The sequence below is a fragment of the Brevundimonas sp. genome (assembly GCF_024711105.1).
Taxonomy (GTDB): Bacteria; Pseudomonadota; Alphaproteobacteria; order Caulobacterales; family Caulobacteraceae; genus Brevundimonas.
This window is the reverse complement of sequence record NZ_JANJTL010000010.1, coordinates 1-14,172: the sequence shown is the minus strand read 5'-3', so window position 1 is coordinate 14,172 and position 14,172 is coordinate 1. Positions and strand designations below refer to the sequence as shown.

Genomic DNA, 14,172 nt, shown 5'->3' with positions numbered 1-14,172 from the left:
CACACCGTAGCCGGTGGCGCCGTCCGGCACCGTGCCGACCTTGGAATCCTTCTTCCAGGCGGTCGGGGCGATGTCGATGTGGGCCCAGGGCGTGTTGTTGACGAAGCGCTGAAGGAACAGGGCGGCGGTGATGGAGCCCGCGGTGCGGCCCGACGAATTCTTCACGTCAGCGGCCGGGCTGTCGATCATGCGCTCGTATTCCTCGGGCAGAGGCATGCGCCAGGTCTTCTCGCCGGTCGGCTTGGACGCCGAGACGATGGCGTCGGCCAGTTCGTCGTTGTTCGAGAAGACGCCCGCGTAGTCGAGACCGAGCGAGATGATCATGGCCCCGGTCAGGGTCGCCAGGTCGACCATGAACTTCGGCTTGAAGCGCTCCTGGGTGTACCAGAGGGCGTCGGCCAGCACGAGGCGGCCCTCGGCGTCGGTGTTGATCACCTCGACCGACTGGCCCGACATGGAGATGACGATGTCGCCGGGCCGCTGGGCGTTCCCGTCGGGCATGTTCTCGACAAGGCCCAGGACGCCCACGGCGTTGACCTTGGCCTTGCGGCCGGCGAGCGCGTGCATCAGGCCGGCGACGGCGGCTGCGCCGCCCATGTCCCACTTCATCTCCTCCATGCCCTCGGCGGGCTTGATGGAGATGCCGCCGGTGTCGAAGCAGACGCCCTTGCCGACGAAGGCGATGGGCTGGGCGTCCTTGGCCCCGCCGTTCCAGCGCATGACGACCAGCTGGCTTTCACGGACGCTGCCCTGGCCGACGCCGAGGAGGGTGCGCATGCCCAGCTTCTCCAACTCCTTCTCGCCAAGCACCTCGATCTCGAGGCCCAGCGACTTCAGGCCCTTGCAGCGCTCGGCGAAGGACTCGGGATAGAGGACGTTGGCGGGCTCGGAGACGAGATCTCGCGCGAAATAGACAGCGTCGGCGACCGCGTTCCAGCTCTCGAAGGCTTTCTCGGCGGCGGCGGCGTCGCCGGCCACAACGCGGATGGTCGTGATCGACGGGACCTTCTCGGGCTTCTGCTTGGTCAGATATTTGTCGAAGCGGTAGGCGGCCAGGCGGGCTCCGAAGGCGGCGCGGGCGGCCTGCTCGGCGTCCAGGTGGCTCAGTTCCAGCGCCAGGGTGGTCGCGCCCGACAGCTTGGCGGCGTTGTAGGCCGAGGCGGCGGCGGCCTCGACGTTGAGGTCGCGGAAATCGGCTTCGCCGCCGGCGCCGATCACCCAGGTCTGGGCGCCGGCCGCGCCGCCGACGAGCGCCGACTGGCCGGCCTTGCCGTTGAAGCGCCCCTGCCCCGCCGCGCGGCCCACCGCGCCGCCCAGACGCGAATCGGCGTCCCGGGCCGCCGGAGTCAGGGTCGAGCCGTCGTGGACGAACAGGGCGATGGCGTCGGCGTCGCCTGCGGAGGCGGCGAACTGGATATTCATGGGCTTACTCCTGAGCGGCTCTTGTCGGCCGGCTTCGTTCAGCTAGCGTGACACCGGACGTGGCGTTCGCTTACGGGCGTGATACATGCCCCGCGCGGCCTTCGCCCGCAACGCCTGCATGAGAATCATCGACCGCTACCTCTTCCGTCAGCTGGCCGTCCCCGTGGTGATCGCGGTGGGCGCGCTGACGCTTGTCGCCCTCCTGGGCCAGAGCCTGGGGCAGCTGGACCTGATCGTGGAGCGCGGACAGAGCGCCTGGACGGTCGCCAAGGTGACTTTCCTGGCCCTGCCCCAGGTAGTAACCCTGATCCTGCCGATCGGGGTGCTGGTGGGCGCCCTGTTGGCGCTGAACCGGCTGCATTCCGAGCACGAGATCGTCGTCTGCTACGCCGGGGGCATGAGCCGGTGGCGGGTCATCGATCCCGCGATTCGCCTGTCGGTATTGGTGGCCCTGGTGGCCCTGATCTCCAACCTGTTCATCCAGCCGGCCGGCATGCGCGAGATGCGCGAGGAACTGCACTCGGTGCGGGCCGACCTGGCCGCCATCCTGGTGCAGGAGGGCGAGTTCGTTCAGGGGGCGCCGAACCTGACCATCTACGCCCAGCGGGTGGACCAGAACGGGATCATGCGGAACCTGTTCATCCACATCGAGCGGACCGACGGCGCGACCCTCTACGACGCCGCCACCGGCCGGATCACCAGCCTGGACGGCCGGCCCGCCATGATCCTGAACGAGGGGTCGAGCTCGGAATTCTCGGGCGCCGGGGTGCTGAACTTCCTGTCGTTCGACGAGTATGTCTTTGACCTGACGCCCTACGCGGTCGAGCCGGACCCTCTGCACTACAAGGAATCGGACCGCTGGCTGACCGAGCTGTTCTTCCCCGATCCGGACAACGAGTGGGAACAGGGCAATCGTGAGAAGCTCTACGCCGAGGGCCACGCGCGGCTGGCCTCGCCGCTCTACGTCATCGGCTTCATGGTCATGGCGCTGGCGGCCGTGCTCGGCGGATCGTTCAGCCGGACCGGGTACGGGCGGCGCATCGCGGTCTACTCCGCGACAGCGATCGCGGTGCGCCTGCTGGGCTTCGCCGTCCTGTCGGCGGCGGGAAGCAGCGTCTGGGTCAATGTCGTGCAGTACCTGCTGCCGCTCGGCCTGATCTGGTTCGGCATGCGTGTCCTGTTCCGCCAGAGGGTCGACCGGAGGGTCGCGATCGGCGCCGGCCCCGAGCGGTTCGCGGGAGCGCAGGCATGAGACGCCGCAACGCGCGCCTGCCGGGCTTCCTGCGCCAATGGCAGGGCCGGCTCAGCCGGCTGGAGATCTACGTCCTGCGCCGCACCCTCAGGGCCGTCGCGGGTGCGCTGGGCGTGATGGCTGCGGTCATCATGCTGATCGACTTCGTCGAGATCTCGCGCGACCTCGGCTCGCGCGTCGACGTCTCGGCCGCCGAGCTCATCGGCCTGATGCTGATGAAGTCGCCGAACGTGATCCTTCAACTCCTGCCGTTCATCTTCCTGTTCGGGGTGCTGGCGGCCTTCGTCAGCCTGAACCGACGAAGCGAACTGGTCGCCATGCGCGCGGCGGGCGTGTCGGCCTGGCGGTTCATCTTCCCGGCGGCGGGGGCGGCCTTCGTCATCGGCGTGGCGACAGTGGTGGCCCTCAATCCCTTCGCCTCATGGCTGAACGGCCGCTACGAGGCCGCGAGCCGGGCCATGCTCGACACCCAGTCCGGGGAGCCTGGCGCCTCGACCGTCTGGGTCCGCCAGGGCGACGGCCGAACCCAGGTCGTGATTCGGGCGCGCGAACGCGACGCCGACACCAGCCGCCTGAACGATGTGTCCATGTTCGTCTATGTCGCGGACGACGACGGGCGGCGCTCCTTCCAGCGGCGCATCGAGGCCGAAACGGCGGAACTCCTGCCCGGCCGCTGGGAACTGACCAATGCGCGCGAGGCCGCCGCCGGTGAGCAGGCCGTCAACTACGCCACCCTGTCCATCCCCTCGAACCTGGATCGCGCCGAAGCCTTCGACCGGTTCGAGGCCCCGCGGAGCGTGCCCTTCTGGCGACTGCCTGGGACCATCGACCGCATCGAATCGGCGGGCTTTTCCGCCACCCAGTATCGGCTGAGGCTCCAGGAGCTCCTGGCGACGCCGCTTATGTTCGCCGCCATCTCGATCCTGGCGGCGGCGTTCTCGCTTCGCCTGCTCAGACTGGGGGATCTGCCCTTCATGGTGATCTCGGCGATCGCGCTCGGCTTTCTCTTCTATTTCCTGGCGGCCTTCAGCCGCGCCCTGGGCGAGGCCGAGACCCTGCCGCCATTCGTCGCGGCCTGGGCGCCGCCCTTGCTGGCGATGCTGTCTGCCTTCACCTTGCTCTGCTACACCGAAGACGGCTAACCCAGGCGGAGCCGACGAAGGACACGATGCAGCGCCGTCCAGACGAAGCCTCCGCCAAGCCGTTCCTGCGCGGCCGCCTGTTCGCGGGCGCGGCGGCGCTTGCCCTGCTGGCCATCTCGGCCCCGGCCCTGGCTCAGACCGCGCCCGCTCAAGGCGCGCGCCAGACGGTCGAGCAGCCGGGCCCGGACGGCCTTACCTCGGATGGCCTGTATCTCGAGGCCGACTCGATCACCGAGGACCGCGAGGCCCATGTCATCACGGCCACCGGCTTGGTCCAGGGCCGCTATCAGGGCCGGCTACTGCGCGCCGACCGGGTCGACTACCAGACCGAGACCGGCCTGCTGTCCGCCTCGGGCAACGCCGAGCTCATCAATCCGGACGGCACGTTGCAGTACGCCGACACCATCGAGCTCGACGACGAGTTGCGCGCGGGCGTCGCCACCGGCTTCGCCACCCTGCTCCAGGACAACATCCGCATCGCCTCGGCCACTGCCGTGCGGCGCTCGGAGACGGTCAATGAGCTGAACAACGCCATCTTCACCCCCTGCGACATCTGCAACAGCGAGGGCGAGCCGAGCGAGCCGACCTGGTCGATCCAGGCCGAGACGGTGGTGCAGGACCAGGAGAACGCGGTCGTCTTCTACCGCAACGCCGTGATCCGCGTGGCCGGCGTGCCGGTCTTCTACTCGCCGGTATTCTGGCACCCGGATCCGACCGCCGAGCGGCAGTCCGGCTTCCTGATCCCCACCATCACGACCTCGGATGGCCGCGGCTTCTCCTATGAGCAGCCCTATCTGTGGGTCATCTCGCCCCATCAGGACCTGATCATCAGCCCGCAAGTGAATGCGAGCGTGAATCCCTTCCTGAACCTCGACTGGCGGCGCCGCTTCTATTCCGGCCAGGCCAACATCCGGGCCGGCTACACGCACGAGCGGTTGTTCGGGAACATCGACACCCTTCCCGGGCCTGGCGCGGACTTTGAGAACGAGCGCTACGGCGAGGCGGAGTCACGCGGCTACGTGCTCGGCGAAGGCGAGTTCAACATCAATCGCGACTGGCGGTGGGGCTTCAGCGTCGAACGCGTTTCCGACAAGAGCCTGTTCGACCGCTACGACATCGAAGACGTCTACGAAGACCGCGGCCTGTATCTCACCGACTACCGGCGGCTGATCAGCCAGGCCTATGTGGTGCGTCAGACGCAGCGGTCGTTCTTCTCGCTCGCCGTGCTCAGTTTCCAGAGCCTGCGCCCGATCGGATTCGGCGGGTTCGGGTTTTCCACCCGCGACGCGCGGGGGGTCGTCTATGAGGACGACGGAACCCTGCCGCTGGTGGGTCCTATGATCGAGGCGCGCTGGGAGCCGGAAGACCCTGTGCTCGGCGGACGCCTGCGCTTCCGTGGCTCTGCGGTCGCCCTGTTCCGCCAAGACTACGTCGGCTCGCCCGTACTCTCGCCCCTGTACGCCGCGGCGCCGCCGCCTGCCGACATGTCGGGCGTGGATAGCACCCGAGCCACGGTCGAGATCGACTGGCGCCGCAGCATCACCACCTCCGGCGGGCTGCGGTTCGAACCGTTCCTGACGGGGCGCGCCGACGTCTACTCGGTTTCCGACCTGCCGGCCGTCGGCTCCCCGAGCGAGAATGACGCCCTCTCGCGGTTCAACGCCACGCTCGGCGTCGACGTTCGGTATCCCCTGATCCGTAGGTTCGAGGGCGGCTCGGTCACTCTGGAGCCAATGGCGCAGCTCGCCGTCTCGCCGGACGCCGACATCGACCCACGCATACCCAACGAGGACAGCCAGGTCCTCGAACTGGACGAGACCTCGCTGTTCCAGGAGAACAAGTTCCCGGGCTACGACCTCTATGAGGGCGGAGCCCGCCTGAGCCTGGGCGTGCGCACCACGGTGGAAATGGGACCGACGCGGCGTGGCAGCCTATTCGTCGGCCGGATGTTCCGTGCCGAGGACGAACCGGACTACCTGAGACCAATAGCAGGGTCTCCGGGCCAACTGTATGATCCGACAGGTATTTCCGAAACTTCATCGGACTGGGTGGTGGCCGCGACCTTGCAGCCCTTCGCAAATGCCTCCGGCTGGGCCAGGGCGCGCCTGGACGACGATCTGTCGGTGCGCACGGCCGAGGTGGGCTTCGGCGCCCGCTTTCGCGAAAATGACCGGGTCTCGCTCCGGTACATCGTCGACAACACCGACCCCTCACCCCTGGGCAGCCGCAACTACGAAACGGTCCAGGTGTCCGGCCAGGTGTTCCTGGTCGGCGACTGGGGCGTGAGCTTCCGGGCCATGCGCGACCTAGACGAGAACCTCTGGCGGCGGTCCGAGGTCGGCCTGTTGTACGAAGACGAGTGCCTCCGCTTCGAACTGCTCTATGAGCGCGACGAAACTGTCTTTGGACAGACAGGCCTGCGCTCATCCGAGGGCGTATTCGTACGCCTAAACCTCGCCACATTGGGCGGGTCAGGCTATTAGGACGCGACACTGTCAGATGACCGCCGCCCTGCGGCTCGCACCGCACGTCGGAAGAGGAACGACTTCACCCATGCGTTGGATGTTTTCCGTGGGAGCCGTGGCCCTGGCCATCGCCCTTGCCCAGCCTTCGACCGCCCAGATCGCGGGTCAGCCGACGGCCCCCGCGACCACCCCCCAGGCCCCGCCCGAGTTCGAGCTGGGCGAGGGCGTCCTGCTGACCGTCAACGACCAGCTGATCACCAGCTATGACCTGCGTCAGCGGATGCTGCTGGTGATCTTCAATTCGCAGCTGCAGCCGACCGAGGAGAACCTGCCAGCGATCCAGCAGCAGGCGCTGCGGGCGCTCATCGACCAGCGCCTGCAAACGCAGGAACTCGCGCGCTTCGAGGTGGAGGTGAGCGACGAGGTGGTCAACGCCGAGATCGAGTCGCTCGCTCAGGAACGCGGCGCGACGGGCCCCGCCCTGCTCGCCGCCATGGAGCAGTTCGGCATCCGTCCGGAGACCTTCCGAGAGCAACTGCGCAACGACATCGGCTGGGGCATGCTGGTCAGCGGACGTTACCGTGACCGCGCCCGCGTCGGCGCCGACCAGGTCAACGCTGTCCTGGAGCGGATCGAAGAAAACGCCTCGCGTCCGCAATGGCTTATCGGAGAAATCTACATCGACGCCGCAACCGTGGGCGGGATGGAGATCGCCATGAACGGCGCCCGCCAGCTGACGCAGCAGATCATCGCGGGCGCGCCCTTCCAGGCTGTTGCCCGGCAGTTCAGCTCCGCGCCTTCGGCCGCATCCGGCGGCGACGGCGGCTGGGTCGTGGCGGGCGAGCCGCCGGCGGCCGTCCAGACCGTGCTGGAGCAGATGAACCCCGGCCAGCTGTCCAACCCGATCGCGGTCGATGGCGGGGTGTACATCATCCTGCTGCGCGACGAGCGCGCAGGCTCGGTCTCCACCCTGGCCAACCTGCGCCAGGCGGCCATCCGGCTCGACGCCTCCGCCACGGCGGAACAGGTCGCGGCTGCGACGGCGACGCTGAGCGGTCTGCGTGACGGTCTGACCTGCGACAACATCCTCCAGCGCGCCCAGGGCACGCCGGGTGTGATCGGCACGGACCTGGGCGAAGCCAACGTCTCGGACCTGGCGCCCCAGTTCCAGGAAATCGCCCGCACCGGCGCCGTCGGCAGCGTCAGCCAGCCGATCCGCACTCCGCTGGGTCTTCACCTGGTCGCCCTGTGCGGCCGCCGGTCGGCCAGCGACGACATCCCCTCGCGCGAGGACATTGAGCGCGAACTGGGCAGCCAGCAGCTGAACATGCTGGCCCGCCGCTACATCCGCGATCTGCGCAACGCCGCCACGATCGAGCAGCGGGAAGACTGATCCGTGACCCCGGCGCGGCCCCTCGCCCTCAGCCTGGGCGATCCGGCCGGCGTCGGGCCGGAGATCATCGCCAAGGCCTGGCGGGCGCTGAACCGCGGATCGGGGGCATTCTTCGTCGCCGGTGATGCTGACGTGCTGGAGGCCCAAGGCGTCCCCGTCCGCAGGCTGGGCGCGCCGGCTGAGGCCGCTGGAGCGTTCGCGTCCGCCCTACCGGTGCTGCACGCGCCCTGCGCAACGCCGCCCCGGCCGGGCGTCTCCGAGCCTGCCAACGCCTCGGCCATCACCGGCTGGATCGAAACGGCCGTGGGGCTCGCGCTCGGCGGCGAGGCCTCGGCCGTGGTCACCGCGCCGATCGCCAAGGCGCCGCTCTACGCCGCGGGCTTCCGCTTTCCCGGTCATACCGAGTTCATTGCCGACCTGACCGCGAACGTTTCCCAGGAGGGGCAACGCGGCCCGGTGATGATGCTGGCGGCGCGGGACCTGCGGGTCTGTCTGGTGACGATCCACGTGCCTCTGGCCGAGGTCCCTGAGCTGGTTACGGAGGAGCGCGTCGTGCGCACCGCCACTGTCGCCTACGAAGCCCTGCGGCGGGACTTCGGCGTTGCGCAGCCCCGGCTGGCGTTGGCCGGCCTCAATCCACACGCCGGCGAGTCCGGCGCCCTGGGGCTCGAGGAAGCGGAGGTGCTGGGTCCCGCCGTGGCCAAGCTCCGAGGGGTGGGCATCAACATCACCGACCCGCTGCCCGCCGACACCCTGTTCCACGACGAGGCCCGCCGCACCTATGACGCGGCGATCTGCCTCTATCACGATCAGGGTCTGATCCCGGTGAAGACGCTGGACTTCTGGGGCGGGGTGAACGCCACCCTCGGCCTGCCGATCATCCGCACCTCGCCAGACCACGGCGTCGGCTACGCCATCGCCGGCCAGGGCGTCGCGCGGCCGGACAGCCTGATCGCCGCCATCCGGCTGGCTTCCGAAATGGCCGAACGGCGCACCGATGCGCGCTGACGACCTGCCGCCCCTGCGCGAGGTGCTGGAGGCTCACGGCCTGATGGCCGACAAACGTTTCGGCCAGCATTTCCTGCTGGATCTGAACGTGACGCGGAAGATCGCCCGGCTGGCCGGTCCCTTTCACGGCGAGGCGGTCATCGAGGTCGGGCCCGGTCCCGGCGGCCTCACCCGCGCCCTGCTCGAGACGGATGCGTCGCAGGTCGTGGTGGTCGAGAAGGATCGGCGCTTCATTCCGTCGCTCGAGGACTTGGCGGCTGAGGCGGACGGACGGCTCACTGTCATTGAGGGCGATGCGCTGAACGTCGATGAGCCAGCCCTGCTCGCCGGCGGTCCAGGCCACGTCGTTTCGAACCTGCCCTACAACGTCGGCACGCCGCTGCTGATCAAGTGGCTCACCGGCGCCTGGCGGCCGCGCTCCATGACCCTGATGTTCCAGAAGGAGGTGGCTGATCGTGTCGCTGCGAGGCCGGGCGTCTCGGCTTATGGCCGCCTCGGCGTCATCTCCCAGGCTGTCTGCGAGGCGCGCGTGGTCATGGACCTGCCGGCGCGGGCCTTTACGCCGCCGCCCAAGGTGGCGTCGGCCGTCGTGCGGCTCGACCCCAGGCCGAACCCGCCTGAGCCGGAGTTGTTGAAATCGCTCGAACGCGTCACAGCCGCCGCCTTCGGGCAGCGCCGGAAGATGCTGAGATCGTCGCTGAAGCCGCTCGGAGGCGAGGCCCTGTGCGCGGCCGCGGACGTGGATCCCAACGCACGGGCGGAGGTGATCGACGTCGCCGGTTTCCTGAGACTGGCGGAAGCCGCTCCGTCCTAGCCGCCTTCGATCTCTTCACAAAGGAGGCCGCGCACGAAATCGCCCACCCACGGGTTCCGCCAGCGGCGGGCCCGTTCGGCATGGAAGATGTGCGCCAACTCGGCATAGGCCCGGTCGAAGTCGTCATTGAGAACGACGTAGTCGAAGCTGTCCCAGCGACTAACCTCGTCCTTGGCGCGGGCGATGCGTTCGCGGATCACCTCGTCCGAGTCCTGTGAGCGTGCGTGCAGGCGCCGGCTCATCTCCGCCAGGGACGGTGGAAGCAGATAGACGAGCACCGAATCCTCGGGCGCCTGGGCCGCGATGGTCTTGGCGCCCTGGTCGTCGATGTCGAACAGAACGCTCTCGCCGCGGTTGAGGGCGGCCATGATGGGCTCGCGCGGGCTGCCGTAGCGGTTGCCGTACACCTCGGCCCATTCGAGGAAAGCGTCGTCCTCGACCATGGCGTCGAAGGTGGCGCGGTCCACGAAGTGATAGTCCCGCCCCTCGTGCTCGCCGGGGCGCGGCGGGCGGGTGGTGGCCGAGATGGACAGGTGCAGGTCCGGATGGTCCGCGATCAGCCTGCGGGTCAACGACGTCTTGCCGACGCCCGAGGGGGCGACGACCATCAGCATCAATCCCCGGCGCTCGCCCTGCTCGGACGCCTCACTCGACATTCTGGACCTGTTCCCGGAACTGCTCGATGACGGCTTTGAGGTCCAGGCCGAGTCCCGTCAAGGCGATGGTCGCCGCCTTCGAACAGAGGGTGTTCGCCTCGCGCATGAACTCCTGCGTCAGGAAATCCAGCCGGCGGCCAACCGCCCCGGCTTGGGCGATCAAGTCGCGCGCCGAAGCCGTGTGGGCGTCGAGTCGGTCAAGCTCCTCGCGCACGTCGGCGCGGGCAGCGAGCATGGCGGCCTCCTGAAACACGCGCTCTTCAAGTCCATCGGCGCCGTCGGTGAGTTCACCCACGCGGCGGGCGAAACGCTCACGGATGGCGATCGTCTGGGCCTCGGCCTCTCCGCGGGCGGCCCGGGTCAGTTCGGCGATCCGGTCCAGAAAGCCGCCGAGCAACGGCGCCAGCCGGGCGCCCTCGTCCTCCCGCGCCGCCTTGAGCGCATCGAGCGCGGCGCCGAGGTCCGTCGTCATGCCGGCCTCGAGCGCAGCCTGGGCGTCAGCCCCGATCTCATCAGCCGTTTCCAGCACCCCGCGAAGGGCCAGCAGGCCGTCGGCGGTGGGCGGCGCCGAGCCCTGCTCCATCAGCCAGCGGGTGCGGGCGAGATAAGCGGTCAGCATCTCGGTGTTGACTCGCACCTGCGCTGCCGCGCCCTCGGCGCGCTTCAACTGGATCGTCACGCCCACCTGGCCGCGCTGGAAGCGCGCCTGGGCCAATTCGCGCGCTGCGCGGTCGAGCGCGTCAAAACCCGGCGGCGACTTGGTCCGCACCTCAAGATTGCGGCCATTGACCGAGCGGGCCTCGATCGACCAGGCCCACTCGCCGGACTGGCCGTCCGCTCGGCCGAAGCCGGTCATACCCGACAGGGCTGCGGTCACGGCTGGGCCTCCAGGCGCTGGCGCTCGATCTGCCGCCAGCGGGCGACGTTCGCCAGATGCTCCTCGAAGGTGCGGGCGAACACATGGCCTCCCGTCCCGTCGGCGACGAAGAAGAGTTCGTTGGTGCTGGGCGGGTTCAGCACCGCCTCCAAGGCCTCGCGGCCGGGATTGGCGATCGGTGTCGGGGGCAGGCCGCCGACAAGATAGGTGTTGTAAGGCGTCGGCCGGTCGAGTTCGGAGCGCCGGAGGCCGCGGCCGAGCGGACGGCCCTGGCTGACGCCGTAGACGACCGTCGGATCGCTCTCCAGACGCATGCCGAGCCGCAGCCGGTTGACGAACACGGCGGCCACGCGCGGCCGCTCCTCGGCGATCCCGGTTTCCTTTTCGACGATGGAGGCGAGGATCACCGCCTCTTCAGGTGTCGAGAAAGGCAGCCCCTGCTGGCGGCCCGGCCAGAGCTCGGCCAGTAGTTCGTCATGGGCCGCCTGCATGCGCGCTATAAGCGCCGCCCGGCTCTCGCCGCGCTGGATCTCATAGGTCTCGGGCAGGATGCTGCCTTCAGGTGGCGCCTCAGCCGTTCCAGTCAGAAGATTGTTCCGGCTCAGAATGTCCATCGCCTGAGCGCTGGACCAGCCTTCGGGAATGGTCACGAAGTGGCGGACCACCTCGCCGGAGCGCAGGTGCTCGATCACCTCGGACATCGAGGCGCCGCTGGCGATCGCGTACTCCCCGGCGCGCAGGCCGCGTTCCCGGCCGGTCAGCTGGACGGCCACCTTGAACAGCGTCTCCGATCGGATGACGCCGGCGGCGTCGAGGATGCCTGCGATGCGCGACACGCCTGCGCCCGACGGGAGGACCACGATGGTCTCGTCGCCCTGGCGCGCTTCCGGCCCGTCGGCGGTGTAGACCGCCCAGGCCCAGGCCAACGCGGCGACGCTCAGCAGCAACAGGGTCGCCAGTCCGCTGAGCAGCGCGGCTCTCACGGGGCTGCGGCCGCGCCCCTCCTGCCGCGGATCGAACCGGCTCACGCGACGCGCTTGAAGATGACCGAGGCGTTGGTGCCGCCGAAGCCGAACGAGTTGGACATGGCGACGTCGATCTTCATCGGCCTGGCTTTGTTGGCGCAGAGGTCGATGGGCGTATCGAACTCCGGATCGTCCAGGTTGATCGTCGGCGGCGCGACCTGGTCGCGGATGGCCAGGATCGAGAAGGCCGCCTCGATGGCGCCGGCGGCGCCCAGCAGGTGGCCGGTCATCGACTTGGTCGAGGACATGGCGACGTTGGCCGCGTGATTGCCCAGCAGGCGCTCGACGGCGCCAAGCTCGATGCCGTCCGCCATGGTCGAGGTGCCGTGCGCGTTGACGTAGTCGATGTCGGACGCCTCAAGCCCCGCCGTCTTCAACGCCGCCTTCATGGCGCGGAAACCGCCGTCGCCGTCCTCGGAGGGAGCGGTTATGTGGTAGGCGTCGCCCGACAGGCCATAGCCGACCACCTCGGCGTAAATCTTCGCCCCCCGGGCCTTGGCGTGCTCGTATTCTTCAAGCACCAGCACGCCCGCGCCCTCACCCATGACGAAGCCGTCGCGGCCCTTGTCATAGGGACGGCTGGCCGCCGTCGGATTGTCGTTGAAGCTGGTGCAGAGCGCGCGGCAGGCGACGAAGCCGGCCACACCGATCGGCACGATGGAGCTCTCGGCCCCGCCGGCCACCATCACGTCCGCGTCTCCGAAGGCGATCAGTCGGGCCGCGTCGCCGATGGCGTGGGCGCCGGTGGCGCACGCCGTCACGACGGCGTGGTTTGGGCCCTTCAGGCCATGCCGGATCGACACCTGTCCGGACGCCAGATTGATCAGGGCCGACGGAATGAAGAAGGGGCTGATCCTGCGCGGGCCCTTTTCCTTCAGCTCGATGGCGGTGTCGGCGATGGGGCCCAGGCCCCCGATGCCGGAGCCGATCATCACGCCGGTGCGCTCGCGGTCCTCGTCGGACTCGGGCTTCCAGTCCGCGTCCGCGAGCGCCTCATCGGCAGCGGCCACGGCATAGATGATGAAGTCGTCGACCCGCTTGCGATCCTTGGCGGACATCACCTGGTCGGGATCGAAGGCGCCTTCCTGATCCGGGGCGCCGCCGCCGCGCCCGTCCACCTGCGGGATCTCGCAGGCGATGGTGCAGCCGTAGCCCTCGGTGTCGAAGCTCGTGATCTGGCCGCAGCCGGACTGCCCCGCGAGGATGCGCTTCCAGGTGATTTCGCGGCCCCACCCCAGAGGGGTCAGAAGACCGATCCCGGTGACGACGACACGTCTCATGCGGACCTACCCTTCAGAAACAGCTACGGCCGCCCGGGTCCCCACGCAGGGGACGCCAGAGCGGCCGCAACATAGCCCAGAGTCGGTCGGCTTAGCCGCCCGACTTTTCCGAGATGAACTTCACCGCGTCGCCGACCGTCTGGATGTGCTCGGCGGCGTCGTCGGGGATCTCGATGTCGAACTCTTCCTCGAAGGCCATGACCAGCTCGACGTTGTCGAGAGAGTCGGCGCCGAGGTCGTCGATGAAGCTGGCCTTTTCCGTGACCTTGTCCGGATCGGCGTCCAGGTGCTCGATGACGATCTTGCGGACGCGCTCGAGAATATCGGACATGAGTGTCTCTCTGCTCTGTGACCGCTTCCGCGGCGTTAACTTCGGTCCTGCCGTCTCACGACAGCAGCGGCGGCGCAAGCCATAACGGGGACTCACACACGCCGGTTGCGCGCCTTTAGCACAGCCGTAACGGCGGGAAACAGTCTGTTGCGATCCAGCGGCCGCGGCTGCGATCAAATCATCGCCATTCCGCCGTTCACATGCAGGGTCTGGCCGGTCACATAGGCCGCCTCGTCCGACGCCAGATCGACGGCGGCCGCGGCGATCTCGTCGCCCGAGCCGAGCCGGCCGGCGGGGATCTTCGACAGGATGACCTCGCGCTGCTGGTCGTTCAGGACGTCCGTCATCGGCGAGGCGATGAACCCCGGCGCGATGCAGTTGACCGTGATGCCGCGACTGCCGACCTCCTGGGCCAGGGACTTGGAGAAGCCGATCATCCCCGCCTTGGACGCCGAATAGTTGGTCTGGCCGGGATTGCCCGTCACCCCGACCACCGAGGTCACGCCG

13 protein-coding genes are annotated in these 14,172 nt (G+C 68.6%); 6 read left to right on the top strand and 7 right to left on the bottom strand.

All coding sequences use genetic code 11. The annotated features are described in order from the left end of the window. A partial coding sequence (locus tag Q0M60_RS00675; RefSeq protein WP_296814648.1) for a leucyl aminopeptidase occupies positions 1–1,422 on the bottom strand: 1,422 nt, incomplete at its 3' end. Positions 1,423–1,507: 85 nt separating this feature from the next. Between Q0M60_RS00675 and Q0M60_RS00670 the strand changes: the two genes are divergently transcribed. From Q0M60_RS00670 to rsmA, 6 genes are all read left to right on the top strand, one after another. Beyond that, positions 1,508–2,674, top strand: coding sequence for an LptF/LptG family permease (locus Q0M60_RS00670; RefSeq protein ID WP_296814646.1), 1,167 nt, complete (start codon positions 1,508–1,510; stop codon positions 2,672–2,674). Beyond that, positions 2,671–3,816, top strand: coding sequence for an LPS export ABC transporter permease LptG (gene lptG, locus Q0M60_RS00665; RefSeq protein WP_296814643.1), 1,146 nt, complete (start codon positions 2,671–2,673; stop codon positions 3,814–3,816). Before Q0M60_RS00670 ends, lptG begins: the two co-directional genes overlap by 4 nt. A gap of 26 nt (positions 3,817–3,842) precedes the next feature. Next, the gene (locus Q0M60_RS00660) at positions 3,843–6,299 is read left to right on the top strand and encodes an LPS-assembly protein LptD (RefSeq protein WP_296814641.1); all 2,457 of its coding nucleotides are present in this window, start codon (positions 3,843–3,845) and stop codon (positions 6,297–6,299) included. A gap of 70 nt (positions 6,300–6,369) precedes the next feature. Next, on the top strand, positions 6,370–7,674 hold the full coding sequence (locus Q0M60_RS00655) for a peptidylprolyl isomerase (RefSeq protein ID WP_296814638.1): 1,305 nt from the start codon (positions 6,370–6,372) through the stop codon (positions 7,672–7,674). 3 nt (positions 7,675–7,677) lie between these two features. After that, positions 7,678–8,682: a 4-hydroxythreonine-4-phosphate dehydrogenase PdxA gene (gene pdxA, locus Q0M60_RS00650; RefSeq protein ID WP_296814636.1), complete on the top strand. Its 1,005-nt coding sequence runs from the start codon at positions 7,678–7,680 to the stop codon at positions 8,680–8,682. Beyond that, a complete protein-coding gene (gene rsmA / locus Q0M60_RS00645; RefSeq protein ID WP_296814633.1) occupies positions 8,672–9,496 on the top strand; it encodes a 16S rRNA (adenine(1518)-N(6)/adenine(1519)-N(6))-dimethyltransferase RsmA in 825 nt (274 codons plus the stop codon). The genes pdxA and rsmA overlap by 11 nt, the downstream gene beginning before the upstream one ends. Here rsmA and gmk read toward each other — a convergent pair. From gmk to Q0M60_RS00615, 6 genes are all read right to left on the bottom strand, one after another. After that, a complete protein-coding gene (gene gmk, locus Q0M60_RS00640) occupies positions 9,493–10,152 on the bottom strand; it encodes a guanylate kinase (protein WP_296814631.1) in 660 nt (219 codons plus the stop codon). The two genes, rsmA and gmk, sit on opposite strands and share 4 nt — an antisense overlap. Beyond that, on the bottom strand, positions 10,142–11,008 hold the full coding sequence (locus Q0M60_RS00635) for a YicC/YloC family endoribonuclease (protein ID WP_296814650.1): 867 nt from the start codon (positions 11,006–11,008) through the stop codon (positions 10,142–10,144). The genes gmk and Q0M60_RS00635 overlap by 11 nt, the downstream gene beginning before the upstream one ends. 17 nt (positions 11,009–11,025) lie before the next feature. Then, positions 11,026–12,057 (bottom strand): endolytic transglycosylase MltG, encoded by a 1,032-nt coding sequence (gene mltG, locus Q0M60_RS00630; protein ID WP_296814628.1) that lies wholly within the window; start codon positions 12,055–12,057, stop codon positions 11,026–11,028. Next, complete coding sequence (gene fabF, locus Q0M60_RS00625) at positions 12,054–13,334, bottom strand: beta-ketoacyl-ACP synthase II (RefSeq protein WP_296814625.1); 1,281 nt, start codon at positions 13,332–13,334, stop codon at positions 12,054–12,056. Before fabF ends, mltG begins: the two co-directional genes overlap by 4 nt. A gap of 91 nt (positions 13,335–13,425) precedes the next feature. Beyond that, positions 13,426–13,665 carry an acyl carrier protein gene (locus Q0M60_RS00620; RefSeq protein WP_296814622.1) on the bottom strand — a complete coding sequence of 80 codons (240 nt, stop codon included), beginning with the start codon at positions 13,663–13,665 and terminating at the stop codon, positions 13,426–13,428. Positions 13,666–13,838: 173 nt separating this feature from the next. After that, a partial coding sequence (locus tag Q0M60_RS00615) for an SDR family oxidoreductase (RefSeq protein ID WP_296814620.1) occupies positions 13,839–14,172 on the bottom strand: 334 nt, incomplete at its 5' end.